We start from the raw sequence: 26663 nt of genomic DNA, 5'->3' as shown, positions 1-26663 counted from the left end.
CCTCAGGATCTCAGCCGGAACACGCCCTTGATGCAGTCCGGGTTTCGGACGGCGATCTGGGTGTGGGTCTTGGCAAGGAAGCCCGCACCAGGAAATGCTTCCCCGCCCTCCGGGAACATTCCGCGGACTGTGTCGATCGTGCTGGGTGGAGCGTCGGTGATCTCACCCGCCGCCCACGCAGCGCGTTCGTCTTCGATATTCTGGTGCATATGGATGATCACGGCGCAGTCCAGGCGGCGCAGCAGGCGGTCCCCGTGGGGATCGGCCTTGAGGTCGGTATTGACCGGCATCGCCAGGTTGCCGCGGTCCTGGCCAGCCTTGAGGCTTTTGTAGGATAGCCTGAGCGCCTCGATGCCTTCGCGCGTGGTCAGATCTAGACAGTTGCCGAAATCGATCACTGCGCCGATGACATAGGGCTCCTTGAAAGCGCGGCTGAGCGGACGTTGTGTAGCCCAATCCAAAGCGCGCTCAGGATCGCTCTCCCAGAAATAGGCGCCTGGCCCAAGCCAGTCGAAGTCCTTAGTGCTTTCCTCAAAGGCCTCGCCCGCGAGCACCTTCTCAGCGATTTCACGTTCGCAACCATGATAGCCAAGGGCGAACGACGGTCGAAGGCGGCTCACTTGGCCGGCTTGGTAGGTCTATCTTTTGCGCTCGCATTGACCAGGAATCCGCCCGGGCGATGCACGCCATCACGCAGAATCCAGTCACGCGCCGCCTTCGGCGAGGCGGTGTTCGCCGCCGTGCGCTTTTCGAACATGCGCTCGATCGCTTTGAGTTGCGCCCGGTCCATACCCTCATCATCGCAGGTGTAAGGTGATCTGAGAAGCCGATACGGACCGACCATGCACGGATGTCATGCTTGGGATCGCTTCACAGGACGATCTTGCGTCCTTGCCAGGAGCGCGAGGCCTTCAGGTCGCCCCTCATCCCAGGGTCCGGTGTCGCCCGAGAGCGGGCACGGTGGACGACCGGAACGAGCTCGCTGCGGAAGCTGACGAATGGTTCAGCCGAGAACCGTCCGTTCGTATCCACGAGGGGGCACCAACCTCAAGAATTGCGAGTCCGAGCTCCTCCGGCCCTCCAGCAGTTGGACGGAACTTTGCCTACTCTGGCTAGCGCCAGCAGCGGACTTTCAGCGCGAACGAAATGCGGCCGGGCGCTGTACAAGCATCAAAATATGGCCCCAACCTTTGCCGTAACGATCGATTGGTAGCCGGAGGGCGGATGGGCGAACTCAGCACCGAAGAACTGGACTTCCTTCGCTCGCAGAAGATTGCGGCAAGCGGCGTGTTCGACGCGACAGGCATGAGGAAGCCGGAATACGCATCAGCCATGAAGGAGGCAGGGCTTAGTTTTGCCTTCGGCACGACACCATGCGGGAACGGGGGCCACACGCTGCGAACCAGGCATGGGCACTGTATTCAATGCAATACTGCAGTGATCGCGTATCAGCTCCGGCACCACAAACCAGGTCACGTCTATCTGGCGGGCTCTGCCGCTTCAGGGCTACTGAAGATCGGGACAACTGCCGACGTCGGCACCCGAGCTTGGCAGCTGTGCAACTGGCGTTATGGCGGCGCTTCGGACTGGGAAATGCTGCTTGCAAGCCACGTTGAGAATGCCGGCTCGGTTGAGTTCGCCGCTCAGGACAAACTTCGAGACCGCGCCACGGCTGGAGAGTACTGGCGCGAGGGACGTCGACAGAGCTGCTATGAGCTCTTCCGCTGCAGCTACGACGAAGCAAGGGACGCGGTGTTATCCGCTGTTCCTGCCAACACGCGAACCGAAGAGCGGGATCTAGCGCGCGCTCGGTCCCTCTGGGCCTAAGGCTGGCCGACGCGTTTGAGACGCGCATCGCGTATCCAAGCGTCTTCTGCGCGCCACTAGGGGACATCAGACGCGAGCCGGTGAGCGGACTTTGAACGTCCACTAGCAGGGACGTCGCGATCGACCGGATCCGACCCTTAGCGGACGTTGCTGTAGACCAACACTGGCAGGTCCCAATTGAACTGGCGTTTGACCGCTTCGTGGCAGTCGGTCCCTTGCAGTGCGATCTGTCGTAGATTGCTCGGAGGAACATATCCCACGCTCCGCAGCATAGTCAGTGGATCGGGTTCGCCTTGTCGAACCTCGAAGCAAATGATGTCGCCGACCCGGTCGCGGTAGAGAAAGGGCAGGCCGCTGTCCGCGAGCAGTTGTGTCACCTTAGAGTCCTCAAACACCAGATCACCGGGGCGGACGTCGCCGCGAGCGACTCGTGGGGGATCGGGAAGTTGCCAGACGAACACTTCGCTGCGTCCAGGCTGAGAGCCGCTCAGGTCGGCGCGTGTGGCAGCCGAGCACTCCACGCCACGTTCAACTTCTGAGAACGAGGCCGGTCGCGAGTCCGCCACTGACAGTCCCCCGACTTCCATGCTCTGGCACAACGCAGCCTCTCCCACCGCAAACACCTTGGTCTGAGGTTCGGACCTGAATGGACAAACGATCACATTTCGTCCCGAAAGGGCGCGGGCGAGCCTCGAGTGGGCATCACCAACGCTAGCGACCCGCACCGACAGGTCGCACGCTTCAATTGCGCGCGCATCTTCCGCAAGCCGAAGGGGCTCGGCGTTCCCAGACAGGCTTCGCGAACCACATCCAACGAGAAAAGCGGCAAAGACCGCGACCGTCACGACATCCAGTTGGTGGGTCCAAAGTGAGCGCATCGAGAGATACTGCCGAACTGGAGCGGGAGAGCAACGTCCGCCATCCACCCCTCGCAGACGCTCGTGGAGTCCGCTCGGCGGGGCCCACTGGAGTGACCGCCTGGCGCCCGCGGACATCAACAGGAAGCCAGAAGGCGGACTCGTTTGACGTCCGCTTCTCGAACCAGCGAACATGCTGATCTGCGCCTCAACCGCTCACTTCGAGGGTCGACTCCGCAGGCCGCCTACCCGCTTGGCGAACTCGCTGACCGCTGCCTTCGCCGTCCCGCCCGCGTCTGCCACGCCTTGGCCGACCTTCGCCAAAGTCACCGTACGCTCCTTGCGGAACACCTCGGCAATGGCGTCGATGGCGAGCTCTTCACGTTCATCGATATAGCCGTCCGCTTCCACTACCTGGCGCAGGAAGACCATTACTTCGTCCTGCATAGCTTGAGCGTTGCAGTCTGGGTTGGCGGCCTGGAACTGAGCGAGGTTCTGTGCGACGGCTTTGACGCGGACGTCGTCGGCGGTGGTTTGCAGAATGTCGAGCGCAGTAGCGACGTAGACGGGGTCATATCCCCACTCATCCACGAAATGACGCCAGATCTCCTCACGCTCTTCTGGGGCGACGGAGCCGTCAATGGCTGCCACGCGCAGAGCCAGCGCACAGATCAGGTCGAGCAGGTCCATCCCAAGCGAGTCGAGGGGGGTATTGATAAAGCGCGGGATCGTGTCGACGAACCTGCCGTGATGGCGGCGCGCAAGACGACTGACCCCGTAGTAAGCACCGCCAGAGACCGCCGCCGCAGCCACTACCCATCCGATCGGAGTCGCAGCCGCGCCAATGCCGAGAACCGACAGCAGGCCGCCAGAGAAAAAAGTGCTCGCCACGACGTGAGAGGAGGCAACTGCAGCGCCGGTGCTCGCGACCCCGCCGACATCCCAAAGTTCACGTATGCCTTTGGTTGCACGCAGTGCGATGTACGCATCCTCGCCGATGCGCAGCTTCCGTTTGAACTTGAGAGGCTCGGCGATGACAACGTCCAAGTCGACGAGGCGCGCCCGGTCCCTGGCTTCATCAAGTTCGGCGCCCCGCGGAAGAAGGCCTCGGAGGGCCTCGCTCACTGAGCGCTCAGGCCGCGAAATGCAGCTTCAATTCCATCTAGGCTCAGCTTCATTGAGCTGTCAGTCAGGTCGTTGAGAGCGCCGAGGCCGATGCCGAGGATCAGCAACAAAGGGGTGAGGATTGTAGACAGGGCGGGACCGAGTAGGGGAATGGAATTGATCAGGAAAGAGATGACGAGAGCCGCCGCGACGCCGAGCGCGATGTTCGGATAGGCCTTGGCAAAGTCGAAGATTGACTCGAGGATCTTGGCCCCGACCTGCACGATCTTGCTGCCAACCGTGTGGGTAATCTCGAGCAAATTTTCGAGCAGCAGCTTGATGTCCGCGGAAACGTTCAGACGCTCGATCCGCCGCTTAAGGGCGGCCTTGTCGACGATTGATCTAGCGGGCGGATTTTGCATCAGCGTCTCCTGATTCGAGCTAAGCTATGAAAACAGCTAGCCCACGGCAAGCGCCAGCCGGCTCGCGTTAACCCTCACCCTCTCGAGCGTTCAGAAGGTCCGATATTCGGGCCGCTCAAAGCACGGATCGGTCGCAAATGCGCCAGGAGCGGACTTAGGCCCGCAGCTAAGTGCAGACATTCACGCGCGCGGACTGGTCTCAGAACCGATCTGGCGGTTCCGCGTCGTTCTCAATTGCTTCGCTCGCGCCAAGTGGATGGGGTGGGAGCGGCCTGGTCATATCCACATTGCACCATTGGCTCGCCGCCGCTAAGCGGACCCTACGTCACCCGCCAACGCTTTCGAAGCGAAGTTCGCGTTCCAGCGATGACAGGCGGCGCTGACGCTCAACCATCCCGAGGTGCTCGTCACCCCTCCCTCGCAGGCGACTAGGGGCAGCACTACGGCATTTTCCAAAGCGCCGAGAACTGCACGGCCGAGCTCGCCGTTATTCGTCCGCAAACATGACATCGATCGGGGTATTGGGCGGGATATTGTAGGTCTTCTGGTTGATCAGCCACTTCTGCGCGAACTCGCGCACCGTCTCCCGAGCGCCTCCGTTGCGCGCCAGATCTAGGTAGGCGGGATTCGACGCATCCTTCGCAAGCTTACCGCCGATGCTCCGAAGAAGAGCCTCCTGCGTGCCGCCCGGCATGAATGGGCACTTCTCTAACGTTGCCTTCAGCCTTGCGGTATCAAAGGCAACGGGCAATGCCGGCTCAAGCCTGGGTGCAGTCACCTGGAGGCGTTGGTTGCGGTAAGATGCGGCCCAATCCTTTGCAAGCTTAACGCGGTAAGTAGTGTGCGCATCGAACGTGTACGAGGCCGTCGCAGTGCAGAACGGCACCTCGAATCCCGCAAAAGTTGCCACCTCGGTGAGGTTGAACGTGCGGCGATGCTTGACCTTCGCCACTTCGAGCATTCCACCGTTAGTTCGGATTACGACCGGAATGTCGTTGACTACAGGCCCTTCCATGCTTGCTTTTGGGTGAGGCAAAAACTGGTAGGCAGCAAACGCTGCGAGTACAACGACTAGGAGCGCTAGGACGGAACCTGGTGTCGGCCGCCACGCCCGGTTGGAAACGACCAATAGGCCATCCTCTTCAACACGCGACAGCCGTCGCTGCCCGAGGGCACCCTCGGCCTTGTAGACCAGCTCAAGCGCATCGGCGCCGCGCATTTCTGCCGCGACCACGCGCACGAGCTTGCCGGGAACCACGCCGGCGATGACATTCCCTTTGACGATGTCTTCAAGCTTCATGATCGCCCCCCGATTTCGACCTAGCTCTTCCATAGCGTTGCGGTGGTCAACTCGTCTGGGCGAAATACGGGCCGAGTCGGCAAGTGAGATCATCGGCAGGCTCCCTTCTGGCCCAAAGAAAAAGCCGGCGCGACTGTTGTCACGAGGGCTCGGGGCAAGTTGCTGAGGCGCGCCCAGGCGGAGCGGGTAGCCGGAATGCTTTGCTTCGGTGGGCTTTCCACCTGACGCTGGCCAGCTCGGGAGCCTGCCTTTCGACGTACTCGTATAGGTTACCGGAAGTGGCGCGCTCAATGCCGCGCAAAGCGTGGGGCACCCGACCTACGCATTACGAGTGAGAGGGCCCCCGATAGCGGACTATTCCAGCCGCCGCTTTGAGCCCCAAGCGGACAAGGTTGTCCTAATCCGCGTTCGCGGTGACACGCTTCGGCGTTCGCCTGCGCTTCGGGGCGGCAGGTGCCTTCCGTACGTTGATGGCAGAGGCATCCAACGTGTTCTTGATGTGCGCCGCGTAGAACTTCTCGATCATCTCCACGCTCGTCCGGCAGTTCTTGGCGATCTGATAGATGTCCGCCCCCTCCATCAGCCGCATGCAGATGTAGGTGTGGCGCAGGCTGTACGCCGTCCTCAGCCGCCCATCGCGGTCCCGCTTCAGGCCGATCTCGGCAAGGACGGTGTTCAGCAGCTCACGCTGCACCGGCCCGAACACCAGATCAGTCTGCGCAGGTTTCCTGCGTATATTCACTCTATTGAACGGATGAACTGCGCCCGGCATGGACTTGCAGTAGCCGACACCGCGCTTGCCCCTCACCTCGATCTCTAGGATTCGCTCCCCTGTCGCCTCGTCCATAGCGACAACGACATCGCGAAACTGAAGGCGTGAAGCCTCATCAGGGCGAAGGCCCGTGTTGACCATGAAGAGCACGTAGTCGTGGAACTGCTCGCACTCACCGCGCCACCGCTCCTTCGGCGGGTTCTTCGCGCGCTCGCGAGTGGCTTGATAGAGGCGCTTGTACTCCTCAGGTGAAAACCAGGCGCGATGGCTCACCTTGCCTGAGGCCTTATAGGGCGCAGACATGTCCGGCAGGGCCGAAATCCAGCCATTTCGATTGGCCATTTTCAGCACCTGCCGAAGCACAACGATCTCTCCGTGGAGCGTGCTTCGGGAGGGCGGCCGCTTGCCCTCCTCCGGCTTCAGGCGATGAACGCGATAGGCTTGGATCAGGCCCGCGTTGATCTCCATAATCGGTTTGTCGCCGAGAAACGGCAGGAGATAGAGCCGCAGATGCTCATCCTTCCGCTTCACATACTTGGCGTTCCGCTCTCCTAGCGTGATGACGCCGTACTCTGCCTGAAAGGCCTCCGCCGCCTCTCGGAACGTCGGACTAGCGGCCTTCGGGGCGGGAGCCTTCTCCGCGTGTCTTGGCTGGTCCTCAGCCGCCGATCGCGGCAACGGGATCCCACGCTTGCGGAGCCGTTCATCGGCATATCGATCCAGGTACCAGTCGCGTGCGAACTCCATCGCGACCGCAAGGTTATCGTGGCCGGTCGACGCTCGATGATTGCGCCCACCGAGGAAGACCGAGCACTGCCAGAAGCGGCTTTCTGGTCTGCGGTACACATGGACCTTACCGTCCATCAGGGTGTGCGAAATCTCGGACATGTCAGCCCCTCGCCTTGGGCGGGTGTGTAAGACATGTGTAAGTGGTGCGCCGGCTGCGCCTATCGCTCAACCCCTTAAGTTTACGGGATTTTTTCGACAAATTTTACATCGTAAGCGGGTTTTGAGTCCGGCGCGTCTACCAGTTTCACCACGCCCGCTCGCGTGAGGGCGATCCGTTTATCAAGCGCCGGCCGCGAAGGCTAGCCACGCGCGACGCTTGCGCCCACCTGCCCGCGAATTCGGCAAAGCTCTCGACGCGGCCGCGCCCAAATGATAATCATTCTCAAGAGTGCGCGTAGGGATTGCTGGATGAACAATATCTCGACCCGGCCGGGGGCCGCAGGAGCCGCCACGGAGGGCGCTGTCGTGCGTCTGAGCGACGCGTCCGTCGGGGACGCCGGGATCATCCTGGAAGTCCGCGCCGAGCACAACTCGACCGCGCACGGCGTCGGCGTCGAGGAACTGCAACGCCGTCTGCTGGAGTTCGGCTTCGTCGAGGGCGCGCACATCGAGGTGATCCACGAGGGCGCCATCGGCCGCGATCCGATCGCCGTGCGGCTGGACGACATGCGCGTGGCCCTGCGCCGCCGCGACGCCGAAGATGTCTATGTGCTGCTGGGCAAGCGCCCGGCATGAGCGAGACCCTGTCCCCGGCCCGCGTCGCCCTGGTCGGCAATCCGAATTCCGGCAAGACCGCCCTCTTCAACGCCCTGACCGGCTCGCACCAGAAGGTCGCCAACTACGCCGGCGTCACCGTCGAGCGTAAGGAAGGCGTCGTCACCTCCCCGGCCGGCCGCCAGTTGATGGTCCTGGACCTGCCCGGCACCTACTCGCTGCGCGCCCGCAGCCCCGACGAAGCGGTGACCCGCGATGCGGTGCTCGGCCGCCTGGCCGGCGAGGTTCCGCCCGAGATCGTCGTCTGCGTCGCCGACGCCACCAATCTGCGCCTGGTCCTGCGCCTGGCCATGGAGCTGAAGCAGGTCGGCCGGCCGATGGTGCTGGCGCTCAACATGTACGACATCGCCCAGCGCCAAGGCCTGCGCATCGACATCGAGGGCCTCTCGCGCGAAATCGGCGCCCCGATCGTCACCACCGTGGCGACCCGCAAGCGCGGCATCTCCGACCTGCTCGCCCAGGTCGACGGCCTGGTCGAGGCCGGACAGTTGGCCGCCGACAACGTCTGGCGCGAACCGAACGCCGCCGAGATCCGCCAGGCCCACGCCGAGGCCCAGCGCCTGGTGCGCACCTATGTGCGCCCGCCCGAGCACCCCGACACCTGGACCGGCCGCATCGACGCGGTGCTGCTGCATCCGGTCGCCGGCCTGGCCATCCTGCTCAGCCTGCTGTTCCTGATGTTCCAGGCGGTGTTCACCTGGGCCACCCCGGCCATGGACGCCATCGAGGCGTTGTTCGGCTGGATGGGCGTCGCCGTCGGCCAGTACATCCCCAACGAACTGCTGCACAGCCTGGTCTCGGACGGCCTGATCGCCGGGGTCGGCAGCGTGCTGGTGTTCCTGCCGCAGATCCTGATCCTGTTCTTCTTCATCATCATGCTCGAGGACCTCGGCTACATGGCCCGGGCCGCGTTCCTGATGGACAAGATCATGGGGGGGGCGGGCCTGCACGGGCGCGCCTTCATTCCGCTGCTGTCCTCGTTCGCCTGCGCGATCCCCGGGATCATGTCGACGCGGGTGATCGACTCCAAGCCGGACCGGATCACCACCATCCTGGTCGCGCCGTTGATGACCTGCTCGGCGCGGATCCCGGTCTACACGCTGATCATCGGCGCCTTCATCCCCAACACCAAGGTCTGGGGGCTGTTCAGCCTGCAGGGGCTGGTGATGTTCGGGCTCTACGCCGCCGGCATCCTCAGCGCCCTGATCGTCTCGTTCGTCACCCGCCGGGTGTTCTGGCGAAGCGCGGTCGAGCCGTTCCTGATGGAGCTGCCGACCTACAAGCTGCCCGAGCCGATGAGCGTGTTTCGCAACCTGATGCTGCGCGCCAAGATGTTCATCAACCGCGCCGGCCGCATCATCTTGCCGATGATGATCCTGATCTGGGTGCTGTCGACCTTCCCCTACCCGCCGGAAGGCGCCACCGGCCCGGCCATCGACTACAGCTTCGCCGGCATGATCGGCCACTTCATCCAGCCGGTCCTGGCGCCCATCGGCTTCAACTGGCAGATGTCGATCGCCCTGATCCCGGGCATGGCCGCCCGCGAGGTGGCCGTCGCCACCCTGGGCACCGTCTATGCGGTGGGCGACGCCGAGAACAATGTCGGGACCCTGGCCTCGACCCTGGCCAACCATTGGTCGCTGGCCACCGGCCTGTCGTTCCTGACCTGGTACATCTTTGCGCCGCAGTGCGCCCCGACGCTGGGGGTCGTGAAGCGCGAGACCAACAGCTGGCTCTGGCCGACGGTGATGTTCGTCTACATGGTGACACTGGCCTACGTCGCCTCGTTCATCGTCTACCACACGGCCGTGGCGCTCGGAGGGGGCTGACGCCCCCTCAACCTGAAGGCGATATTAATCACCCGAATTAACCCTCCGATAAACCGGCGGTTCTAGCTTTCCATCATCGGGTGGGGACTAGAATGGACCAAACTCTCAAGCAAATGCGCCGCAAGGCCGCCAAGCGTCCGACGAGCGATCATCTCGTCGAGCGTATCCGCGAGACCCTTCTGTACTTCGGTGGCGAAGCCCACCGTCGCGACGTGATCGCCAACGTCGCGCGCGAAGTCGGGGTCGATGTGAAGAACATCCCGGAAGATTTCGAAAGCGCCGTGATCGTCTCGTTCGAGGAGATCTGGCGCGACGAGGCGCGCCGCGCGCTCTACGGCTTCCACCTGCGCTTCGGCGAAGGCTCGCACCGTTGGGGCCTGAAGGCCGCCACCGCGCACTGAGCTAGCGCGCGGCCAGCCCGGGATCGGCCAGCGGCGCTGCGCCGCCGGCCAAGGCGCCGGCCGCGTGCTGCAGACGGATCAGCAGCCGCTTGAGCTGGGCGACCTCGGCCGGCGCCAAGCCGCAGATCAGCGCCGCCTCGTAGGCCAGCGCCAGCGGCGCGATCTCCGCATGCAGCCGTCGCCCCTCCTCGGTCAGGGTCAGCACGTGCGAGCGCCCATCGGCCCGGTTTTCGGACCGAACGATCAGCCGCCGGGCGGTCAGGCCGCGGGCCGCACGGCTGACGGTCACCTTGTCCATCACCGTGCGCGCGACGATCTCGCGCTGGGTCTGGCCATCGTCCTCGGCCAGCACGCAGATCAGCCGCCACTGCGGCACGCTGAGCGCGAAGCGGTCCTCATAGGCCCGAGCGATCAGGCCGCTGACCGCGTTCGAGGCGACCGACAGCCGGTAGGGCAGATAGGCGTCCAGTTGCAGGGACGCGGCGCCCTGGTCGTCGTGGACGATATGGGATGGTCCGGTCATGACACCCCCACGCGCTGTTCGATCGCTCCAAAGATGGAATGCCGCCGCCCGTCGCGCATCTCAATGCGCACGACGTCTCCGGGCTTCATGAACGGCGTCTTGGGGCCGCCTTGGGCGAGCGTTTCCACGGTCCGCAACTCGGCTAGGCAGGAGTAGCCGACTCCGCCCTCGGCGATCGTTTTTCCTGGACCGCCGTCCGGGCCGCGATTCGACACCGTGCCGGAGCCGATGATCGTGCCGGCGCCCAGCGCCCGCGTCCTGGCCGCATGGGCGACCAGCGTCCCGAAATCGAAGGTCATGTCGACGCCGGCGTCCGCGCAGCCCAGCGGCGCACCGTTCAGCTCGACCTCCAAGACGCCGTGCAGCTTGCCGTCCTTCCAGGCCTCGCCCAGCGCGTCTGGCGTCACCGCCACCGGCGAGAACGCCGAGGCTGGCTTGGACTGGAAGAATCCGAAGCCCTTGCCGATCTCGCCCGGGATCAGGTTGCGCAGCGAGACGTCGTTGCAGAGCATCACCAGCCGGATGGCGGCCAGCGCCTGCTCGCGGCTCGCGGCCAACGGCACGTCGCCGACGACGACCGCGATCTCGCCCTCCATGTCGCAGCCCCAGGCCTCATCGGCGAGCGGGATAGGATCGCGCGGCCCGAGGAAGCCGTCGGAGCCGCCCTGGTACATCAGTGGGTCGGTCCAGAAGCTGTCGGGCATATCGGCGGCGCGAGCTTTGCGCACCAGGGCCACGTGGTTCACATAGGCCGAGCCGTCGGCCCACTGATAGGCCCGCGGCAGCGGACTGGCCGCCTCGTGCTCGTGAAAGCGTTCCCTGGGAACCGAGCCGTGCTCAAGGCTCTCGGCCAGGCCGCGTAGCAGCGGCTCGGCGATCTCCCAACTGTCGAGAGCGGCCTGCAATGTCGGCGCGATGGCGCTGGCGTCGGCGCACCAGGCAAGGTCCTGCGAGACGACGACCAGACGGCCGTCACGTCCCCCCTTCAGAGAGGCGAGCTTCATTCATTCCTCCCGGCCCACCGTACGTGTCACGCGCACGCCGCTTTCGTAGGCTTCGGGGAAGTAGACCACGACCTCGACGCAGATGTCTCCGCCCGGCTCGCCGACCCACAAATAATTGCGCTCAAAGCTCACCTCGCGACCAGCCGGGGTATAGCCCTCATAGGTGTCGCCCCAGGGCGTGCAGGCGGCCATGTCGCGCCGGCCCAACGAGCAGGCGCGCTCCATTTCCTCTTCGGCGGCTTCGGTCAGGTCGAGTTGCGGATCGATATGGGCCATGGCCCTAACTTAAGGCTCGTCCTTGTAGATGCCCACCGTCAGCGGGCGACCGTCGGCGGCGCTGGCCCGGTACATGCCCGAGGTGTTGAAGCTCCAGGCGATCTGGCCGTCGGGGGCCACGGCGATGACCCCGCCGTCGCCGCCCAGGGCGGTGAGCTTCTTCTGGACCACCTCGTCGGCGGCGGCCTGCAGGCTCATGCCCTTCAACTCGACCAGGGCGCAGACGTCGCGGGCCACCGTCAGACGGATGAAGTACTCGCCTGTGCCGGTCGCCGAGACCGCGCATGACTGGTTGGCGGCGTAGGTGCCCGCGCCGATGATCGGCGCATCGCCCACCCGGCCCCAGCGCTTGCCGGTGGTGCCGCCGGTGGAGGTCCCGGCCGCGACGTTGCCGTGGCTGTCGAGGGCGACGACGCCGACCGTGCCCTTCTTGCCCTCATCGTGGGCCAGGCCTTGGGCCGGATCGGGCGCGCCGCCCGTCGGCTTGGGCGGGATCGGCAGGTTGTTGGCCTTGAGGAAGCTCTCCAGGCTCTTCCAGCGGCGCTCGGTGAAGAAGTAACTGGGGTCGACCTGCTCCAGGCCCTGCGTCTTGGAGAAGGCGTCGGCGCCGGACCCGATCATCATCACGTGCGGCGACTTCTCCATCACCGCGCGGGCCAGCGAGATCGGATGGCGGGTGCGGGTCACGCCGGCGACCGCCCCGGCCCGCAGGGTCTTGCCGTCCATCATCGCCGCGTCGAGTTCGTTGCGGCCCTCTGCGGTGAACACCGCCCCGCGGCCGGCGTTGAACAGCGGGTCGTCCTCCAGGAGGTGGATGGTCGCCTCGATCGCGTCCATGGCGCTGCCGCCGTCCTTCAACACCTTGGCGCCAACCTCGGTGACCTTGGTCATCGCGGCGCGATAGGCCTTCTCCTGCTCGGGCGTCAGCTGGCTGCGCTCGATCACCCCGGCGCCGCCATGCACGACGATCGCCCACTTTGGCGCGGGTTGCGGTGCGGCTTGGGCGTGGCTGGTCATCAGGGCTGCGATCGCGGCGGCGAGAGTGAGGACGCGCATGGTCCCTCCTTGGCGGGTACGGGAAAGACATGTCGCGGCGGGGCGATGTCAGGAGGAGGAATTGCCCGAGCGCGCCGGCCGAGACAAGCGCCCATCGGCCTGCTAGCAAGGCTACGAACGTCGGGCCGGATCAGCATGTTTCGCAAATTGTATGACTGGGTCATGGGCTTGGCCGGTTCGCGTCACGCCCCCGCGGGCCTGGCGGTCGTCTCCTTCGCCGAGAGCTCGTTCTTCCCGATCCCGCCGGACGTGATGCTGGCGCCGATGGTGCTGGCGCGGCCCGATCGCGCCTTCGTCTATGCCGGGATCTGCACCGCCGCCTCGGTGGTGGGCGGCCTGCTCGGCTACGCCATCGGCTTCTATCTCGAGCCAGTCGGCATGTGGCTGCTGAACCTGATGGGCCACCCGGACGGCAAGGCCGCGTTCGAGAAGTGGTTCGCCGACTGGGGCCTGTGGGTGATCCTGATCAAGGGCGCGACCCCGATCCCCTACAAGCTGGTGACCATCACCGCGGGTCTGGCGCAGTTCTCGCTGGTCACCTTCATCTGGGCCTCGATCCTGACCCGCGGCCTGCGGTTCTTCGCGGTCGCTGCGATCCTCAAGTACTTCGGCCCGGCCATGCTGGCCGAGTTCGAGAAGCGCATGGCCCTCTACGGCACGCTGGGCCTGATCGCCCTGGTCGGCTTGATCGTCGTGCTGAAGGTGCTCATCTGATCGCTTGGGGCGGTGAAGCTTTTGAGGTCTTATCCCGCCGATGCGCGCGTTGCTTAAACCCTTCCTCGAGCGCTGGCGGCTGACCGCGCTGGTCGCCTCGCTGGCGATGCTGGCCATCGCCCACGCCTTCGAGACCTTCGGCGGCCTGGCCCCGTGCGCGCTCTGCCTGCGCGCCCGTGAGGTCTATTGGGTCGCCGCGGGCCTGGCCCTGGCCGGCATGCTGGTCACCCGGATGCGCGCCGGCGCGCGCTGGCGCTGGGCCTTCGACGCCGCCCTGGCGGCGGTGTTCGCCTTCGGCGTCGGCCTGGCCGTCTATCATTCCGGGGTCGAGTGGAAGTGGTGGCCCGGCCCGACCGCCTGCTCGGGCGGCGGCGGCGGGGTCAGCGCCGGCCAGATGGCCGACCTGCTGGGCGGCGCCAAGATCGCCCCACCGGCCTGCGACAAGGCCGCCTGGGTGTTCCTGGGCCTGTCGATGGCCGGCTGGAACGCTCTGGCCTCGTTGGGCCTGACCGTGCTCAGCCTGCTGGCCGTGCGTCACGAGAGAAGGAAGCTGTCATGAGCGACAAGCCGATCCCCCCGCGCCCCGGCGTCGGCGCCATGAGCGGCCGCCTGGCGGAGATCCTGCGCGTCGACCACGCCGGCGAACTGGGCGCGGTGCACATCTATCGCGGCCAGTTGGCCGTGCTGCGCGCCGGCAAGGGCCGTGAGCGCATCTCCGGTCAACTCGCCGAGATGGAGAAGGACGAAGCCGACCACCTCCAGCGCTTCGACAAGCTGCTGAACGAACACAAGGTCCGCCCGACCGCCATGGCCCCGCTCTGGCGGGTGGCCGGCTTCGCCCTGGGGGCCGGCACCGCTCTGCTGGGCGAGAAGGCGGCCCATGCCTGCACCGAGGCGGTCGAGGACGTCATCGAGCGCCACTACGCCGCGCAGATCGCCGAGCTGGAAACCCGAGAGCCCGAACTCGCCGCCGAACTGACCAAGTTCCGCGACGAAGAAATCGCCCACCGCGACCACGCCCTCGAAGAAGGCGCGCGCGAAGCCCCGGGCTATCCGCTGCTGGCCGCCGTGATCCGCGCCGGCTGCCGCACGGCCATCAAGATCAGCGAGAAGCTATGACCGAAGCGGAGATCCTGGACCTGCGCAGGGGGGCCGAGGCCCCGGTCGCGGCCGGCATGGCCGACATCGGCGCCGTCGCCCAGGATCTCTCCGCCGCCTTCTCCACCGATCCGGTCTTCAACTGGTTCCTGCGCGCCGACGCCCGGCACGACTCGGCGCGGCTGAAGCTGTTCCAACTGCTGATCGCCATGGGCGTGACCGACGGCGAGGTGTTTCGCCCAGCCGGCGGCGGCGCGGCCTCGATCTGGTTGCCGTCCGAGAGCCTTGGTCCGACGCCGTTCCTGCAGGAGCTGCGCGCTCTGCCCCGGATCCTCGGCGCAACCGGTTTCTCGCGGCTGTCGCGGATGTCGGCCATGCGCCGGATGATGGACGCCCACCACCCCAAGACCCCGCCCCACGCCTATCTCTGGTTCCTCGGAGTGCGGCCAGAAGCCCAGGGCCTGGGGGTCGGCTCGCGGATGCTGGCCGCCGGCCTGGCCCGCGTCGACGCCAAGGGCCTGCCCGCCTATCTCGAAAGCTCCAGCCCCGCCAATGTGCCGCTCTACCGCCGCTATGGTTTCGAGGTCGTCGAGGTGCTGAAGGCCAGGCCCGACGCGCCGGAGATGTGGGCCATGTGGCGCGAGGCGCGGCCGCCCGAGTGATGGCCGCCCTTGGCTATCTGGCGCTGGCCAACCTCGTCGCCTTCGCCGCGATGGGTCTCGACAAGTCCAGCGCCCGGCGCGGCGGCCGGCGAATCCCCGAGCGCACCCTGCTGACCCTGGCGGCCATCGGCGGCGGTCCCGGCGCCGTGCTGGCTCAGCAGACGTTCCGCCACAAGACCCGCAAGCAGCCCTTTGCCGGCCTCCTATACGCGATCCTGATCGCCCAACTCGCAGGGGCTGCATACCTGCTGAGCGGGACCGCCCCGGTTTCGTAATCCGTTCATCGGCCTGTCACCGCACCGTCGTGCGGCCTCCCTACTGCTCCGCCCGTTTTCAGTTTGGGGGGTGCAGATGCATTTCGTTCCGCGTGTTTCCGGTTGCCTGGCCTTGCTTCTTGCCGGCACGGCGCTCTCGACGCCGGCTTTCGCCAACGACGAGGCGGCCGCGGTCGACGAGATCGTCGTCACCGGCCAGCGCGAGGCCCAGCGCAAGGCCATCGAAGTGAAGCGTGAGGCCTTCGTCGTCGCCGACGTCGTCTCCGCCGACGACATCGGCAAGCTGCCCGACCACAACACCGCCGCCGCCCTGCGCCGCATTCCCGGCATCTCGGTGATGGAAGACCAGGGCGAGCCGCGCTTCCCGGTCATCCGCGGCCTGCGCTCGACCTACAACCGCACCACCATCGACGGCGCGCTGGTCGCCTCGGTCGACGAGAGCGGCCGCACCGTGCCGATGGACATCGTCCCCTCGGTGATGGCCGGCCGGCTGGAAGTCATCAAGACCGTCACGCCCGAGCATGACGGCAACGCCATCGGCGGCGTGATCAACGTCACCACCCGCAGCGCCTTCGACATCGGCCGGCCGTTCTTCAACGGCATGGCCTCGTATGGCATGTACGAGCGCAGCGGCGACGTGCGCAACGACAAGCCCTCCTACCGCCTGGCCTTCGCCACCGGCACGACCTTCGGCGACGCCGACCAGTGGGGCGTGGTCGTCGGCGCCTCGCACGAGCAACTCGACTACGACATCCCGCAGGTCGAATCCCAGGACCCGTCGGTGCGCGAATACACCGCCGCCGGCGCGCCGGTTGTCTCGGGCTCGCCGCTCGGCAACGGCATCCAGGTGCCGGCCTATCAGCGGCTGTTCTGGTACAACAACACCAAGCAGCGCAGCGGCGTGAACGCCAAGATCGAGTACCGCCCGACCGACACCTTCCGCTGGGAGGCCGCAGGTCTGTTCTCGCGCATGGAGGACGACGAGGAGCGCATCGAGTACCGCATCGAGCCGCTCGGCAACGTCGCCAACCAGACCCCGACCAGCGGCTACTTCGCCCGCGGCCGCGAGGTGATCCAGCTCAACCAGCCGATCACCAAGCGTGAAATCGGGCTGCTGCGCACCGGCTTTGAGTGGACCTTCGCGCCGCAGTGGACCGCCAGCGGCGATCTCGTCTACTCGCAAGCGGGCCTCGAAGTGCCGAACCACTCGGTCGAGTTCCGCACCGTCGACGCCCAGGGCGCCAACTACGCCTTCAATTACGACACCACCAACCCGCTGTTCCCGGTCTTCACCTCGGTCAACGACGCGGCGGCTCGCAACCCGGCCAATTTCGTGCTGCAGCAGCACCGCGACTCGCTGACCAAGACCGACGAGACGACCGCCCAGGCCCGCTTCGACCTGGCCTTCGACGACGGAAACGCCGACGGAAACCTCAAGGCCAAGTTCGGCGGCCTGCTGCGCACCACCGAGCGCGACTTCAACTCGACGCAGGTCAACTACCGGGCCGGATCGGGCTTCGTGTACACCCTGGCCGAGGTCGACAAGCCCGGCCCGAGCGAGCTGATCGCCGGCCGCTACCTGCTCTCGCCGCGCATCGACGCCGGCGCGGCGATGGACTTCTTCAACGCCAACCGCAGCCGCTTCACCACCACCACGACCGCGCCGACCGGCGACTACAAGGTGCAGGAGGACATCTACGCCGCCTACGCCCAAGCCAGCTATTCGTGGGGTGACTTCACCGTGCTCGGCGGCGTGCGCTTCGAGCAGACCGAGGTCGAGTCCGACGCCGTGCGCAGCACCGGCGGGGTGCTGACCCCGGTCAGCAACTCGGGCTCCTACGGCAACTGGATGCCCAGCCTGCACGTCGAGTGGAAACCGCGCGACGACGTCATCGTCCGCGCCGCCTGGACCAACACCATCGGCCGCCCCGACTACGGCTCGCTGGCCGCGACCGAGGGGCTGAACTTCGACGGCAGCCAGCCGACCCTGTCGCGCGGCAACCCCGGCTTGAAGGCTCGTGAGAGCCGCGGCTTCGACGTGTCGTTCGAATACTATCCGACCGACGGCATGATCTCGCTGGCGCTGTTCACCAAGGACATCGAGAACGAGATCTTCACCCTGTCCTCGACCGAGACCCTGGACGTCGGCCGTGGCCCCGAGAGCGTGCTGGTCTCGACCCCGCGCAACGCCGAGAGCGCCAAGATCCGCGGCGTCGAGTTCGCCGTGCAGCAGGCCTTCACCTTCCTGCCCGCGCCGTTCGACGGCTTCGGCTTCAACGGCAACATCACCTGGCTCGACACCGAGTTCACGTTCCTGACCTCGACCGGTCCGCGGGTCACCGGCCTGTTCCAGCAGCCGGAAATCACCACGAACGAGTCGATCTACTACCAGCGCGGTCCGTTCGAGGCCCGGGTGTCGCACAACTACATCGGCGGCCAGCTCGAGACGATCAACGACGCCAACCCGAACTCCGACCAGTATTGGAAGGGCCGCCACGTCTTCGACGCCAGCCTGTCCTATCGTTTCACCGACCGCTTCACGGTGTTCGTCGAAGGCCAGAACCTGTCCAACACCGGCCGTCAGGAAGTGACCGGCCCGGGCCGCCGCTACCTGCAGGAATGGGCGAATTACGGCCGCACCTACTGGGTCGGCGCGGCGGTGAACTTCTAGGAGGACGCGGGATGATCCGTTCACTCATCCTGGCCGGGGCGCTCGCCGCCCCGGTCCTCGCCGCCTCTCCCGCCCTGGCGCAGGAGGCCGCCGCCCCGGCTCCCTCGCGCACGGCCGAGGTCCTGCGCCGCTATCCGGCCCCCGAGGCCCGCCAGGGCGTGGCCGTCGACGCCGCCCACGTCTACGCCGTCGCCAACTCGACCATCGCCAAGTACGACAAGAAGACCGGCGCCAAGCTCGCCGAGTGGAAGGGCGATCCGGTCCGCTATCCGCACATCAACTCGTGCGCGGTGATCGCCAAGGAACTGGTCTGCGCCAGCTCCAACTTCCCGGCCGTGCCGCACTGGAGCGCCGTCGAGTTCTTCGACCCAGCGACCATGAAGCACCTGCGCACGGTCGCCCTCGGCCCAGGCCGCGGCTCGATCACCTGGGTCGACCGCAAGGACGGCGCTTGGTGGGCGGCGTTCGCCAACTACGACGGCAAGGGAGGCGAGGCCCCGCGCGACCACCGCCACTCGGTGCTGGTCCGCTTCGACGACGACTGGCGCCAGACCCAGAGCTGGAGTTTCCCGCAGTCGGTGCTCGACCGCTTCAAGCCGATGAGCTCGTCCGGCGGCGGCTGGGGCCCTGACGGCAAACTCTACATCACCGGCCACGACCACCCCGAACTCTACGTCCTGGCCCTGCCGACCCAAGGCGGCGCGGTGCTTGACCATCTGGACACCATCGGCGTGGCCACCGAGGGCCAGGCCGTCGACTGGGACGAAAGCGAGCGCGGCGTGCTCTACGGCATCAGCCGCACCGGCCGCGAGATGGTCGCCCAGCGGGTCTTGCCCGCAAAATAGACCTCAGGGCTGCGCTGCCGGAACCTCGCCCGGCGGCGCGCCCGTCCTTGAATCGGCGCCTTCCTTGGGGCTGGTCAGGAACACCACCACAAACACCGCAAAGGCCAGGGCGAGGATCCACAGGATCGCCCGATGACCGTCCAGTCGCGAGCGCGGCCGTGCCTCCGCCTCGCTCTCTGACCGCGTATGCCTGGCCTGCGCCATGATGGTCGCTGCCTCCGCACGGGCAACCGCCCGCTACGCGGCGAAGTTCCCGCCTCAGAACGGCTTGCCGATGAAGAAATAGAGCGCCGTACGTCCGTCGTCGGCCGCCCCGGCGGTGAGGAACACCGGCCCGATCACAGTGTCGGCCGCCAGGAAGACATTGCCACCCACCCGCACATCGTCGGCCTCTGCATCCCCGTGCCGCGCCCAGACGTTGCCGACCGCCAGGGTCGCGCCGACATAGAGCGGCACCTTCAGCAGGCTCTTGGAACTGTCGGTGAGCTTGTAGCGGTACATGCCGCGGGCGACGGCGAAGCTCTCGCCCGTCAGTTCGTCGACCGAATAACCTGGGAAGCTGAACGGCCCGCCCAGTGTGAACAGCGACACCAGCGGTAGGTCGCCCTGGATCGTATCGCCGCCGGAAATATTGAAATTGAAGGCCTGGCGCCCGACGCTGGCGGCGTAGATTCCGTCCAGCCGCAGGGTCTGGAAGTCGGTGTCGCTGCCCAGCCCCTCCAAGCCGACATTCCACTGTAGACGCCCGCTCATGCCGCGGCTGGGGAAGTACGGATTGTCCAAGGTGTCCGCCCCGGCCGACAGGAACAGCTGACCCACTTTGAGGTCGAAGTCCCGAGGCGTCAGGTCGCCCTCCTGCAGCGAGGCCGACCCGGAGCCGACCTCGACGCCGCCCCGCACCTCACCGACGCTGCCGAACTGGCGCCCCAGGGCCAACGAAGCCAAGCCGTAGGAGGCGTCGTACTCGCCAAGCCGGAAGCCGGTGTCGTTGTAGACCTTGATCGGGCGCTTCTGCACCGAGCCCATCACGTCCACGAACCAGCGCTGATAGCTGTCGAGCACCTTGAAGTACTCGGCCGAGAACAAGGTCCGCTCGCCCAGCGCGCCGACGAAACGCGCCTCCGACCCATAGCTGTCCAGCTGCACCAGCCGCAGCTCGGCGGAGAAGTCGAATTCCGTCCCGCTCTCGCTGGAGGCGGCGATGGTCACGCCGGGGCGCAGGCGGTTGGCGTCGCCCGGCCGCTGGACGGCGTTCACGACCAGTCCGGTCCGCCCGTCCGCGCTCTCCTCGATCCGGTAGTCGACGCGGGAGAACATGCCCATGGCGTAGATGTCGCGCATGGCCGTCCCGACCTCGTCAGGCGCCATCGACCTGCCGACAAACGGCTCGATCCGCCGCAGCAGGATCTTGTCGGAAAGCCGGGAGTCGTTTTCCACCTTCACGTAGTCGATCGTCGGCGGCGGCTTGTCGATGCTGACCGCGTGCTGCGACGGGCCCAGCGCGGCGATGCGCTGCAGGCCGCCGAGCTGCTTCTCGGACGCGGCCTTGCCGATCGCGATGAACTCCGCGCCGCGCTTGAAGTCCGCCGCCGTCAGGTCGCCGGTGTTGACGCTGATCAGCACGTCGCTTGGCTTCAGCGTCGCCAGTTGCTGGCGCTCGTTGGCCAGGATCAGCATGGTGACCGTCTGGCCGAGAATGCCGGTGAGGCTGCGGAGTTGGTCGGCCGGCAGCATCGGCGTCTGGGTGGCCACGACAATGACCACGTCGGCGCCCATCTCGCGCGCCACGTCGATCGGCACATTGTCGGACATGCCGCCGTCGACCAGCAGATGACCGTTCAGGCTGTAGGGCGCAAACACCCCCGGCACCGACATCGAGGCCCGCATCGCTCCGGCCAGTTCGCCGCGGTCCAGCACCACCTTCTTCCCGGTCTCGATATCGGTGGCGACGGCCCGGAACGGGATCGGCAGGTCGTCGAAGGTGGGAACGGCGGCCCGCACCCGCACCAGCCGGCGCAGTTCAAGCAGCAGGTTGGCGTCGGAGATCAGCGCGTCGGGCGAGCGCAGCCGCGTGCCGGCGACCCCGACGCTGGCCTTGACCGGAAACGCCGCCTGCAGCTGCTTTTCACGATAGGTCAGCCCCTCGCGCGGCGGCGAGGTGTCGAAGATCAGGTCCCAGTTCATGGTCTCGATGGCGTGCTCGAGCTCGGCGCCGCTCATGCCCGAGGCGTAGAGGCCGCCGACGATCGACCCCATCGAGGTCCCGACCACCAGGTCGGGCCGGATGCCGAGCTTCTCCAGCGTTTGGATGGCGCCGACGTGGGCCATGCCCATCGCCCCGCCGCCCGACAGCACCAGGCCGATCTTCGGCCGCGTTGGCGGGGGCGCCCGTTCCTGGCCGAAGGCCGGAGCGATCCAGACCCCAAGCCACATCACGCCGAGCATGCAGCTCAGGATGAGCAGGCGTTTGACGAGCGCAAGTGCATCCGCGACGGACATCGGGGCTCACCCTGTCGGTACAGCGATGGCGCCCATCGCGAACTGACGGCGCCCGCGGCAGGCCGCGCACGCCTTTCGATGCTCAGGCTACAGTCGCAAGCGCCGCCGACGGCATCGGGCGAAACCCCTAGATGGCCGCTGCGAACGCCTAGAACCCGCGCGCGTCCAGCCACTCGCCGATCGCCGCCGTCGCCCGCGGCAGCAGGTCCGGACGTTCGGCGTAGTAGTGGTCGGCCCCCTCGATGTGCACCAGGCTCTTGTCGGCCGAGGCGACGGCGTCGAACAGCCGCTGGGCGTGGCTCGGCGTGCAGGCCAGGTCGGCCGTATTGTTGATCACCAGCACCGGGCAGGAGATCCGCCCGGCGTTGACCACGCCGTTGGCGCGGCTCTCGTCATAGCTCCACTGCGACAGCCACGAGCGCAGGGTGGTGAAGCGGCCCAGGCCCACCGGCCCGTCGTTCACGATCTTCGGATCGCCGAGATAGCAGGTGTGCGGCCGGCGGTCGGACGGGTCCTGGCTCGGGTCGGTCCAGCGCACGTCGCTCATCGTGCCCTGCACCACGAAGCAGCGCTCGGCGTCGGGGTCGCCGGCGGCTTTCAGCTCGGCGAGCTGGGCCTTGGCCCAGGCGGTGATCCGCCGGTTGCGATCGATCTGCGCCTGCCGGAACCGCTGCACGAAGGCCGCCGAATAGGGCGCGGTCTCTGGAAACGCCGGGTCATAGAGGTTGAGGCTGACGTCGCGTTCAAAGGGCCGGGACTCGTCGAGGATCGAGGGATCCAGCCACTCGGTCATGGTCACCGAGCGGCTGATGTGCGCGGCCAGCAGCATGACCCCGTCGGCCGCCTGCAGCCCGGCCCCGGCGATGTCGACCTCGTCGCCCGCCGGCGTGTGGGTGATGGTCGGGGTCTCGGCCTGGTCCTGGTAGAACAGCGACAGCGAGCCGCCGCCGGACCAGCCGCCCAGCACCACCTTCTCGTAGCCGAAGCGGGTCTTCAGGTCGGCGATGCAGGCCCCCAGGTCGAGGACGCACTTCTCCATGATCAGCGCCGTGTCGTTCCCGCGATAGCGCGGGTTGCAATAGACGACATGCCGCCCGGCGCGGGCCAGGGCCGAGACCAGCGGCAGGAACGAGCCGCCGCCGACCGGGTGGCTGAACAGGATGACGGTCTTGGCGTCGCCGACGTCCGGCCGCACGCGCATGCACTCGACGAACACCTGGCCAGTCGGCCCGCCATAGACCTCTTTCAGCCGGCTCTTGTCCGCATGGACGAAGCCGTAGGGCTCCCGAACGACCGCCATATGTCCCTCCCCTGGGGCGCAGCTTGTGGCGCCTCCAATTTCTGACTACAAAATCAGAAAAGCTGATTACAGAGTCAATCGCTATGCCGCACGACGGTGAATGGGCCGCGACGACCAAGGGCGAAGCCACCGCCGCGCGCATCCGCGCGGTCGCGCTGGACCAGTTCTCGCAGCTGGGCTTCGAGCGGGTGACGATGGGCGGCATCGCAAAGGCCGCGGGCGTATCGCAGCCCGCGCTGCACTATCACTTCGAGGACAAGGCCCATCTCTGGCGCAGCGCCATGCTGGGCCTGCGCGCCGTGATCCAGGAAGAGGAGCGGCTCATCGAGGCCGCCGCCGACGCGCCGCCGCTGACCCAGTTACGGGTCGCCATGCGGCTGTTCCTGCAGATCAGCTGGAAGCACCCCGCCCTGGGGCGAATCGTGGCGCTGGAAGGCATGGCCGGGGGCGAGCGGCTGGAGTGGCTGGACCGCCACCTGCTGGGCGCGCGCAACCGCCGGCTGGCGGCCATCGCCGCCGAGGCCGTCGCCGCCGGCGACCTCCTGCCCTACCCGCCCGAACAGATGGTGGTGACGCTGCAGACCGCGGCGGTCGGGGTCATCAACCTGGCGCCGCTGATGCGCACGACCTTCGACTGCGACGTCGCCGCCGCCCGCGAGATCCACGACGACATGATCCTGGAGGCCGTCCTCGGCGGCTTCCTGACTGAAAAGGGCCGCAGAGCCCAGGAGGAAGCCCAGTGAGCCAGCAACCTAACGGCATTCACCACCTCGCCTTCATGGCCGCCGACATCAAGAAGCACATCGCCTTCTTCTCGGACGTCATGGGCTGTCCGCTGGTGGCGCTCTTCGACATGCACGGCGTTCCGGGCGGACTGCACGCCTTCCTGCGCCTGAACGATCACTGCTACTTCTCGATCGTGCAGCTGCCGGCCGTCGCCGACATCCCCATCGAGTTGGGACGCACCCACGCCGGCTCCGGCGCCCTGCCCAGCGCGGCCGGCACGCTGCAGCACCTGGCCTTCGGGGTAGAGAGCGAAGCCGATCTCATCGCCATGCGCGACCGCATGCGCAGCAAGGGCGTCAACGTCATCGGCCCGATCGACCACGGGATGTGCAAGTCGATCTACTTCGCCGGCCCCGACCAGATGACCCTGGAAGTGGCGACCTCGGAAAAGACGCTCGACCCGACCGCCTGGATCGACCCGGCGGTGCTGGCCAAGGCCGGCATCTCCGACGACGAGGCCGCCCGGTTCAAGGCGCCGGCCGCCTATGTCGGCCCCTCGCCGGTTCCGCAACCGCCCTATGATCCGGCCATGCCGCACATGGTCTACCCGAAGGCGGTCTATGAGCAGCTGCTGGCGACGCCGGACGAAGTGCTGACCAAGATGGCCTCCTACACCGCCCCGCCGGTGGCGCAGGCCTGACATGAGTTTCGACAGCATCGACCCGCCGCTGGCCGACCGCCGCATCCCGGCCGGCGGCGACTACCTGTCGGCCGAGGCCCTGGCGGAACTGACGCCGGATCTGCTGGTCCAGCGGATCAAGGACCTCGCCCCGGCCATCTCCGCCGCGGCGGGTGAAGCCGAGCGCCTGCGCCGGCCCGTCGACAGCATCTGGAACGCCCTGCGCGCGGCCGGCTACTTCTATCAGTTCGTTCCCAAGGCGTTCGGCGGGCTGGAGATCACCACCGACCAGTTCATCGACATCAGCCTGCCGATCGCCGAGGCCTGTCCTTCGACCGGCTGGGCGGCCTCGTTCTGCGCCGAGCACAACTGGTTCCTGGCCCACTTCCCGCAGGAGACCCAGCAAGCCCTGTTCGGCGGCGACCACCCTTACGTCATCGCTCCGGTGGTCAGCGCCCCGCCCGGTCAGGCCATGCGCGTCCCCGGCGGCTACAAGGTCACTGCGCACTGGAAATGGGGCACCGGCGTCATGCACGCCGACTGGATCGTCGGCAGCGCGCTGGCGACCGGCGACGAGGGCCCGCCGCGGCTGCTGAGCTGCCTGCTGCCGGCCGGGGACGCCCGCGTACTCGACACCTGGCGCGTCGCCGGCATGGTCGGCACCGGCAGCAACGACATCGTCGTCCAGGACCTGTTCGTACCGGAGGCGCGCACCGCGCGCTTCGACCTGATCGCCAGCGGCCGGGGCCCCGGCTCGCGCGGCTACGCCAACCCGATCTACGACATGCCGATGCTGCCGTTCCTGGCGATGACGGCGGCGATCTCGGCGGTCGGCGCGGCGCGCTGCGCGCTCGCCGCCTATCGCGAGCGTCTGGCCGGCCACGTGCGCATGGGCGGCCTTTCCAGCCAAGGCGACAAGCCCGCCGCCCAGATGCGGCTCGGCCGCGCCAGCACCATGATCGACACGGCCGAGGCCATCATTCGCCAGGTCGGGCGCGACAACGTCGCGGCCGGCGCGCTGGAAGGCGCCGAACAGATCGCCGAGCGACTGCGCACCCGCGCCCAGGTCGCCTACGCCGTCTCGATCTGCCGCGAGGCGGTGGCGCTGATGGCGGAGTCTGCCGGCTCCAGCGCCCAGATGCTCGACCAGCCGTTCCAGCGCTCGGTCCGCGACCTCAACGTCCTGTCCAGCCACGTCGTCTTCGACGTCGACACCGCCAACGAGCTGCACGGCCGCAGCCTCGTCGGCCTGCCGCCGAATTCGATGCTGATCTAGCGCTCAGCCAGCTTGGCCGGCTTTGCAATCCCCGCGAGTATCAGGCAAGGTGCACTCCAATACAGCGTAGCTTCGGGGGGAGCTCATGAACGACAAGCCGAACAATCAAGGCATCAGCGCCGACACCCAGGCCTTGATGGCTTTTGAAAGCGGCAAGAAATCTACGGGCGTCGCGTACCTGCTCTGGATTTTTCTCGGCGGCGTTGGCGCGCATCGCTTCTATCTCGGACGCACCGGCAGCGGCATCGCGATGCTTGCCCTTACGATCTTGGGTTGGGCCCTGTTGTTGGCCGCAGGCTTTGGCCTGCTGTTTCTCGTTCCGCTCGGGATCTGGCTCCTCGTCGATCTCTTCACGATCCCCGGCATGGTCCGCAGTCACAACACCATGCTGGCCGCCAAGCTGACCGGCGGCGGATCGCCATTGATCGTGGCCGCCTCGCACTAGCTCGCCGGCGATCGAAATCGCCTGTCCGGGCGGCTCTCCGCCCCACTAAGCCTCCAGCTCGATGTCCCAGTAGAGGTAGTCGAGCCAGCTCTTGTGCAGGTGATGCGGCGGGAACCTGCGGCCGCGTTCCTGCAGCTCGAACGCCGTCGGACGGCGCGGGGTGTGGAACGGGTGCATGTGCGCTTCGTGCGGGGTCCGCCCGCCCTTCATCAGGTTGCAGCGCGCGCAGGCCGTGACGATGTTTTCCCAAGTCGTGCGCCCGCCACGCGAGCGCGGCACCACGTGGTCGAAGGTCAGGTCCTCGCCCGCCGTGCAGTATTGGCAGCTGAAGCCGTCGCGCAGGAACAGGTTGAAGCGGGTGAAGGCCGGCGGCCGATCCTGCGGCACGTAGTGCTTGAGCGACACCACGCTGGGCAGCTTCATCGCGAAGGATGGAGAGTGAACTTCCTGGTCGTAGGTCGAGACGACGTCGACGCGATCGAGGAACACCGCCTTGATCACCTCCTGCCACGGCCAGAGGGACAGCGGATAGTAGCTGA

Annotated in this window: 30 protein-coding genes; 15 read left to right on the top strand and 15 right to left on the bottom strand. The window is 66.7% G+C overall.

Annotated elements, in window-relative coordinates; genetic code table 11:
* Positions 1 to 2: 2 nt before the first annotated feature.
* Both C0481_RS15515 and C0481_RS15510 read right to left on the bottom strand, forming a co-directional pair.
* On the bottom strand, positions 3 to 620 hold the full coding sequence (locus tag C0481_RS15515) for a hypothetical protein (RefSeq protein ID WP_293405398.1): 618 nt from the start codon (positions 618 to 620) through the stop codon (positions 3 to 5).
* Positions 617 to 790 (bottom strand): hypothetical protein, encoded by a 174-nt coding sequence (locus tag C0481_RS15510; protein ID WP_293405396.1) that lies wholly within the window; start codon positions 788 to 790, stop codon positions 617 to 619. The genes C0481_RS15515 and C0481_RS15510 overlap by 4 nt, the downstream gene beginning before the upstream one ends.
* Positions 791 to 1224: 434 nt before the next feature.
* Between C0481_RS15510 and C0481_RS15505 the strand changes: the two genes are divergently transcribed.
* Entirely contained in the window at positions 1225 to 1827 is a 603-nt protein-coding gene (locus C0481_RS15505) for a GIY-YIG nuclease family protein (protein WP_293405394.1), read from the top strand.
* A 137-nt stretch (positions 1828 to 1964) separates the two neighbouring features.
* Here the strand turns inward: C0481_RS15505 and C0481_RS15500 are convergent, their stop codons facing one another.
* The 5 genes from C0481_RS15500 to C0481_RS15480 form a co-directional block, all read right to left on the bottom strand.
* Positions 1965 to 2705, bottom strand: a complete 741-nt coding sequence (locus C0481_RS15500) for a hypothetical protein (RefSeq protein ID WP_293405392.1) — start codon at positions 2703 to 2705, stop codon at positions 1965 to 1967.
* A 195-nt stretch (positions 2706 to 2900) separates the two neighbouring features.
* The gene (locus C0481_RS15495; protein ID WP_293405390.1) at positions 2901 to 3809 is read right to left on the bottom strand and encodes a TerB family tellurite resistance protein; all 909 of its coding nucleotides are present in this window, start codon (positions 3807 to 3809) and stop codon (positions 2901 to 2903) included.
* On the bottom strand, positions 3806 to 4210 hold the full coding sequence (locus tag C0481_RS15490) for a hypothetical protein (protein WP_293405388.1): 405 nt from the start codon (positions 4208 to 4210) through the stop codon (positions 3806 to 3808). Before C0481_RS15490 ends, C0481_RS15495 begins: the two co-directional genes overlap by 4 nt.
* A gap of 487 nt (positions 4211 to 4697) precedes the next feature.
* Positions 4698 to 5603 (bottom strand): hypothetical protein, encoded by a 906-nt coding sequence (locus C0481_RS15485; RefSeq protein WP_293405386.1) that lies wholly within the window; start codon positions 5601 to 5603, stop codon positions 4698 to 4700.
* Between the two features lie 304 nt (positions 5604 to 5907).
* The gene (locus C0481_RS15480) at positions 5908 to 7170 is read right to left on the bottom strand and encodes a site-specific integrase (protein WP_293405383.1); all 1263 of its coding nucleotides are present in this window, start codon (positions 7168 to 7170) and stop codon (positions 5908 to 5910) included.
* 309 nt (positions 7171 to 7479) lie between these two features.
* Here C0481_RS15480 and C0481_RS15475 point away from each other — a divergent pair, with 309 nt between their 5' ends.
* The 3 genes from C0481_RS15475 to C0481_RS15465 all read left to right on the top strand — a co-directional run bounded on the left by C0481_RS15475 (position 7480) and on the right by C0481_RS15465 (position 10075).
* On the top strand, positions 7480 to 7806 hold the full coding sequence (locus tag C0481_RS15475; protein WP_293405381.1) for a FeoA family protein: 327 nt from the start codon (positions 7480 to 7482) through the stop codon (positions 7804 to 7806).
* Positions 7803 to 9674 carry a ferrous iron transporter B gene (locus C0481_RS15470; RefSeq protein WP_293405379.1) on the top strand — a complete coding sequence of 624 codons (1872 nt, stop codon included), beginning with the start codon at positions 7803 to 7805 and terminating at the stop codon, positions 9672 to 9674. Before C0481_RS15475 ends, C0481_RS15470 begins: the two co-directional genes overlap by 4 nt.
* Positions 9675 to 9766: 92 nt before the next feature.
* Positions 9767 to 10075, top strand: coding sequence for a hypothetical protein (locus tag C0481_RS15465; protein ID WP_293405377.1), 309 nt, complete (start codon positions 9767 to 9769; stop codon positions 10073 to 10075).
* Between the two features lies 1 nt (position 10076).
* Here the strand turns inward: C0481_RS15465 and C0481_RS15460 are convergent, their stop codons facing one another.
* From C0481_RS15460 to C0481_RS15445, 4 genes are read right to left on the bottom strand one after another with little or no spacing between them, the layout of a single operon-like run.
* Positions 10077 to 10598, bottom strand: coding sequence for a MarR family winged helix-turn-helix transcriptional regulator (locus tag C0481_RS15460; protein WP_293405375.1), 522 nt, complete (start codon positions 10596 to 10598; stop codon positions 10077 to 10079).
* Positions 10595 to 11602: a fumarylacetoacetate hydrolase family protein gene (locus C0481_RS15455; protein WP_293405373.1), complete on the bottom strand. Its 1008-nt coding sequence runs from the start codon at positions 11600 to 11602 to the stop codon at positions 10595 to 10597. The genes C0481_RS15460 and C0481_RS15455 overlap by 4 nt, the downstream gene beginning before the upstream one ends.
* Positions 11603 to 11878: a hypothetical protein gene (locus tag C0481_RS15450; RefSeq protein WP_293405371.1), complete on the bottom strand. Its 276-nt coding sequence runs from the start codon at positions 11876 to 11878 to the stop codon at positions 11603 to 11605.
* Positions 11879 to 11887: 9 nt separating this feature from the next.
* Positions 11888 to 12934: an isoaspartyl peptidase/L-asparaginase gene (locus C0481_RS15445; RefSeq protein WP_293405369.1), complete on the bottom strand. Its 1047-nt coding sequence runs from the start codon at positions 12932 to 12934 to the stop codon at positions 11888 to 11890.
* A gap of 135 nt (positions 12935 to 13069) precedes the next feature.
* Between C0481_RS15445 and C0481_RS15440 the strand changes: the two genes are divergently transcribed.
* The 7 genes from C0481_RS15440 to C0481_RS15410 are packed head-to-tail and all read left to right on the top strand — an operon-like array spanning position 13070 to position 19199.
* On the top strand, positions 13070 to 13648 hold the full coding sequence (locus C0481_RS15440) for a YqaA family protein (protein WP_293405367.1): 579 nt from the start codon (positions 13070 to 13072) through the stop codon (positions 13646 to 13648).
* 40 nt (positions 13649 to 13688) lie between these two features.
* A complete protein-coding gene (locus tag C0481_RS15435) occupies positions 13689 to 14207 on the top strand; it encodes a disulfide bond formation protein B (RefSeq protein WP_293405365.1) in 519 nt (172 codons plus the stop codon).
* Complete coding sequence (locus tag C0481_RS15430) at positions 14204 to 14767, top strand: demethoxyubiquinone hydroxylase family protein (RefSeq protein WP_293405363.1); 564 nt, start codon at positions 14204 to 14206, stop codon at positions 14765 to 14767. The genes C0481_RS15435 and C0481_RS15430 overlap by 4 nt, the downstream gene beginning before the upstream one ends.
* Positions 14764 to 15408 carry a GNAT family N-acetyltransferase gene (locus tag C0481_RS15425; RefSeq protein ID WP_293405361.1) on the top strand — a complete coding sequence of 215 codons (645 nt, stop codon included), beginning with the start codon at positions 14764 to 14766 and terminating at the stop codon, positions 15406 to 15408. Before C0481_RS15430 ends, C0481_RS15425 begins: the two co-directional genes overlap by 4 nt.
* Complete coding sequence (locus C0481_RS15420; RefSeq protein ID WP_293405359.1) at positions 15408 to 15683, top strand: DUF1294 domain-containing protein; 276 nt, start codon at positions 15408 to 15410, stop codon at positions 15681 to 15683. The genes C0481_RS15425 and C0481_RS15420 overlap by 1 nt, the downstream gene beginning before the upstream one ends.
* A 7-nt stretch (positions 15684 to 15690) precedes the next feature.
* The gene (locus tag C0481_RS15415; RefSeq protein WP_293405561.1) at positions 15691 to 18354 is read left to right on the top strand and encodes a TonB-dependent receptor; all 2664 of its coding nucleotides are present in this window, start codon (positions 15691 to 15693) and stop codon (positions 18352 to 18354) included.
* An 11-nt stretch (positions 18355 to 18365) separates the two neighbouring features.
* The gene (locus C0481_RS15410; RefSeq protein ID WP_293405357.1) at positions 18366 to 19199 is read left to right on the top strand and encodes a hypothetical protein; all 834 of its coding nucleotides are present in this window, start codon (positions 18366 to 18368) and stop codon (positions 19197 to 19199) included.
* 3 nt (positions 19200 to 19202) lie between these two features.
* On the opposite strand, the gene C0481_RS15405 is transcribed toward C0481_RS15410, so the two are convergent.
* The 3 genes from C0481_RS15405 to C0481_RS15395 all read right to left on the bottom strand — a co-directional run bounded on the left by C0481_RS15405 (position 19203) and on the right by C0481_RS15395 (position 22998).
* Positions 19203 to 19403: a hypothetical protein gene (locus C0481_RS15405; RefSeq protein WP_293405355.1), complete on the bottom strand. Its 201-nt coding sequence runs from the start codon at positions 19401 to 19403 to the stop codon at positions 19203 to 19205.
* Between the two features lie 54 nt (positions 19404 to 19457).
* Entirely contained in the window at positions 19458 to 21698 is a 2241-nt protein-coding gene (locus C0481_RS15400; RefSeq protein WP_293405353.1) for a patatin-like phospholipase family protein, read from the bottom strand.
* Positions 21699 to 21846: 148 nt separating this feature from the next.
* The gene (locus tag C0481_RS15395) at positions 21847 to 22998 is read right to left on the bottom strand and encodes an alpha/beta fold hydrolase (RefSeq protein WP_293405351.1); all 1152 of its coding nucleotides are present in this window, start codon (positions 22996 to 22998) and stop codon (positions 21847 to 21849) included.
* An 83-nt stretch (positions 22999 to 23081) separates the two neighbouring features.
* On the opposite strand from C0481_RS15395, the gene C0481_RS15390 reads away from it, so the two are divergent.
* The 4 genes from C0481_RS15390 (at position 23082) to C0481_RS15375 (ending at position 26124) form a co-directional block, all read left to right on the top strand.
* Complete coding sequence (locus C0481_RS15390; protein ID WP_293405349.1) at positions 23082 to 23741, top strand: TetR/AcrR family transcriptional regulator; 660 nt, start codon at positions 23082 to 23084, stop codon at positions 23739 to 23741.
* Positions 23738 to 24424 carry a VOC family protein gene (locus tag C0481_RS15385; protein WP_293405346.1) on the top strand — a complete coding sequence of 229 codons (687 nt, stop codon included), beginning with the start codon at positions 23738 to 23740 and terminating at the stop codon, positions 24422 to 24424. Before C0481_RS15390 ends, C0481_RS15385 begins: the two co-directional genes overlap by 4 nt.
* Position 24425: 1 nt before the next feature.
* Positions 24426 to 25679: a hypothetical protein gene (locus C0481_RS15380; protein WP_293405343.1), complete on the top strand. Its 1254-nt coding sequence runs from the start codon at positions 24426 to 24428 to the stop codon at positions 25677 to 25679.
* 85 nt (positions 25680 to 25764) lie between these two features.
* Positions 25765 to 26124 carry a TM2 domain-containing protein gene (locus C0481_RS15375; RefSeq protein WP_293405341.1) on the top strand — a complete coding sequence of 120 codons (360 nt, stop codon included), beginning with the start codon at positions 25765 to 25767 and terminating at the stop codon, positions 26122 to 26124.
* Positions 26125 to 26169: 45 nt separating this feature from the next.
* Here the strand turns inward: C0481_RS15375 and C0481_RS15370 are convergent.
* Positions 26170 to 26663: HNH endonuclease (locus C0481_RS15370; RefSeq protein WP_293405339.1), on the bottom strand; the 494-nt coding region annotated here is incomplete at its 5' end.

Source organism: Phenylobacterium sp. (assembly GCF_013822795.1).
Taxonomy (GTDB): domain Bacteria; phylum Pseudomonadota; class Alphaproteobacteria; order Caulobacterales; family Caulobacteraceae; genus Phenylobacterium.
The sequence above is the reverse complement of the archived record's forward strand: the minus strand, read 5'-3'. Positions and strand labels throughout refer to the sequence as shown.

Excerpts from the sequence above, each read along its gene's own strand:
- C0481_RS15510 (WP_293405396.1), bottom strand. The coding sequence starts at position 790 with ATGGACCGGGCGCAACTCAAAGCGATCGAGCGCATGTTCGAAAAGCGC.
- C0481_RS15505 (WP_293405394.1), top strand. The coding sequence starts at position 1,225 with ATGGGCGAACTCAGCACCGAAGAACTGGACTTCCTTCGCTCGCAGAAG.
- C0481_RS15500 (WP_293405392.1), bottom strand. The coding sequence starts at position 2,705 with ATGCGCTCACTTTGGACCCACCAACTGGATGTCGTGACGGTCGCGGTC.
- C0481_RS15490 (WP_293405388.1), bottom strand. The coding sequence starts at position 4,210 with ATGCAAAATCCGCCCGCTAGATCAATCGTCGACAAGGCCGCCCTTAAG.
- C0481_RS15485 (WP_293405386.1), bottom strand. The coding sequence starts at position 5,603 with ATGATCTCACTTGCCGACTCGGCCCGTATTTCGCCCAGACGAGTTGAC.
- C0481_RS15480 (WP_293405383.1), bottom strand. The coding sequence starts at position 7,170 with ATGTCCGAGATTTCGCACACCCTGATGGACGGTAAGGTCCATGTGTAC.
- C0481_RS15475 (WP_293405381.1), top strand. The coding sequence starts at position 7,480 with ATGAACAATATCTCGACCCGGCCGGGGGCCGCAGGAGCCGCCACGGAG.
- C0481_RS15470 (WP_293405379.1), top strand. The coding sequence starts at position 7,803 with ATGAGCGAGACCCTGTCCCCGGCCCGCGTCGCCCTGGTCGGCAATCCG.
- C0481_RS15465 (WP_293405377.1), top strand. The coding sequence starts at position 9,767 with ATGGACCAAACTCTCAAGCAAATGCGCCGCAAGGCCGCCAAGCGTCCG.
- C0481_RS15460 (WP_293405375.1), bottom strand. The coding sequence starts at position 10,598 with ATGACCGGACCATCCCATATCGTCCACGACGACCAGGGCGCCGCGTCC.
- C0481_RS15455 (WP_293405373.1), bottom strand. The coding sequence starts at position 11,602 with ATGAAGCTCGCCTCTCTGAAGGGGGGACGTGACGGCCGTCTGGTCGTC.
- C0481_RS15450 (WP_293405371.1), bottom strand. The coding sequence starts at position 11,878 with ATGGCCCATATCGATCCGCAACTCGACCTGACCGAAGCCGCCGAAGAG.
- C0481_RS15445 (WP_293405369.1), bottom strand. The coding sequence starts at position 12,934 with ATGCGCGTCCTCACTCTCGCCGCCGCGATCGCAGCCCTGATGACCAGC.
- C0481_RS15440 (WP_293405367.1), top strand. The coding sequence starts at position 13,070 with ATGTTTCGCAAATTGTATGACTGGGTCATGGGCTTGGCCGGTTCGCGT.
- C0481_RS15435 (WP_293405365.1), top strand. The coding sequence starts at position 13,689 with ATGCGCGCGTTGCTTAAACCCTTCCTCGAGCGCTGGCGGCTGACCGCG.
- C0481_RS15430 (WP_293405363.1), top strand. The coding sequence starts at position 14,204 with ATGAGCGACAAGCCGATCCCCCCGCGCCCCGGCGTCGGCGCCATGAGC.
- C0481_RS15425 (WP_293405361.1), top strand. The coding sequence starts at position 14,764 with ATGACCGAAGCGGAGATCCTGGACCTGCGCAGGGGGGCCGAGGCCCCG.
- C0481_RS15420 (WP_293405359.1), top strand. The coding sequence starts at position 15,408 with ATGGCCGCCCTTGGCTATCTGGCGCTGGCCAACCTCGTCGCCTTCGCC.
- C0481_RS15410 (WP_293405357.1), top strand. The coding sequence starts at position 18,366 with ATGATCCGTTCACTCATCCTGGCCGGGGCGCTCGCCGCCCCGGTCCTC.
- C0481_RS15405 (WP_293405355.1), bottom strand. The coding sequence starts at position 19,403 with ATGGCGCAGGCCAGGCATACGCGGTCAGAGAGCGAGGCGGAGGCACGG.
- C0481_RS15400 (WP_293405353.1), bottom strand. The coding sequence starts at position 21,698 with ATGTCCGTCGCGGATGCACTTGCGCTCGTCAAACGCCTGCTCATCCTG.
- C0481_RS15395 (WP_293405351.1), bottom strand. The coding sequence starts at position 22,998 with ATGGCGGTCGTTCGGGAGCCCTACGGCTTCGTCCATGCGGACAAGAGC.
- C0481_RS15390 (WP_293405349.1), top strand. The coding sequence starts at position 23,082 with ATGCCGCACGACGGTGAATGGGCCGCGACGACCAAGGGCGAAGCCACC.
- C0481_RS15380 (WP_293405343.1), top strand. The coding sequence starts at position 24,426 with ATGAGTTTCGACAGCATCGACCCGCCGCTGGCCGACCGCCGCATCCCG.
- C0481_RS15375 (WP_293405341.1), top strand. The coding sequence starts at position 25,765 with ATGAACGACAAGCCGAACAATCAAGGCATCAGCGCCGACACCCAGGCC.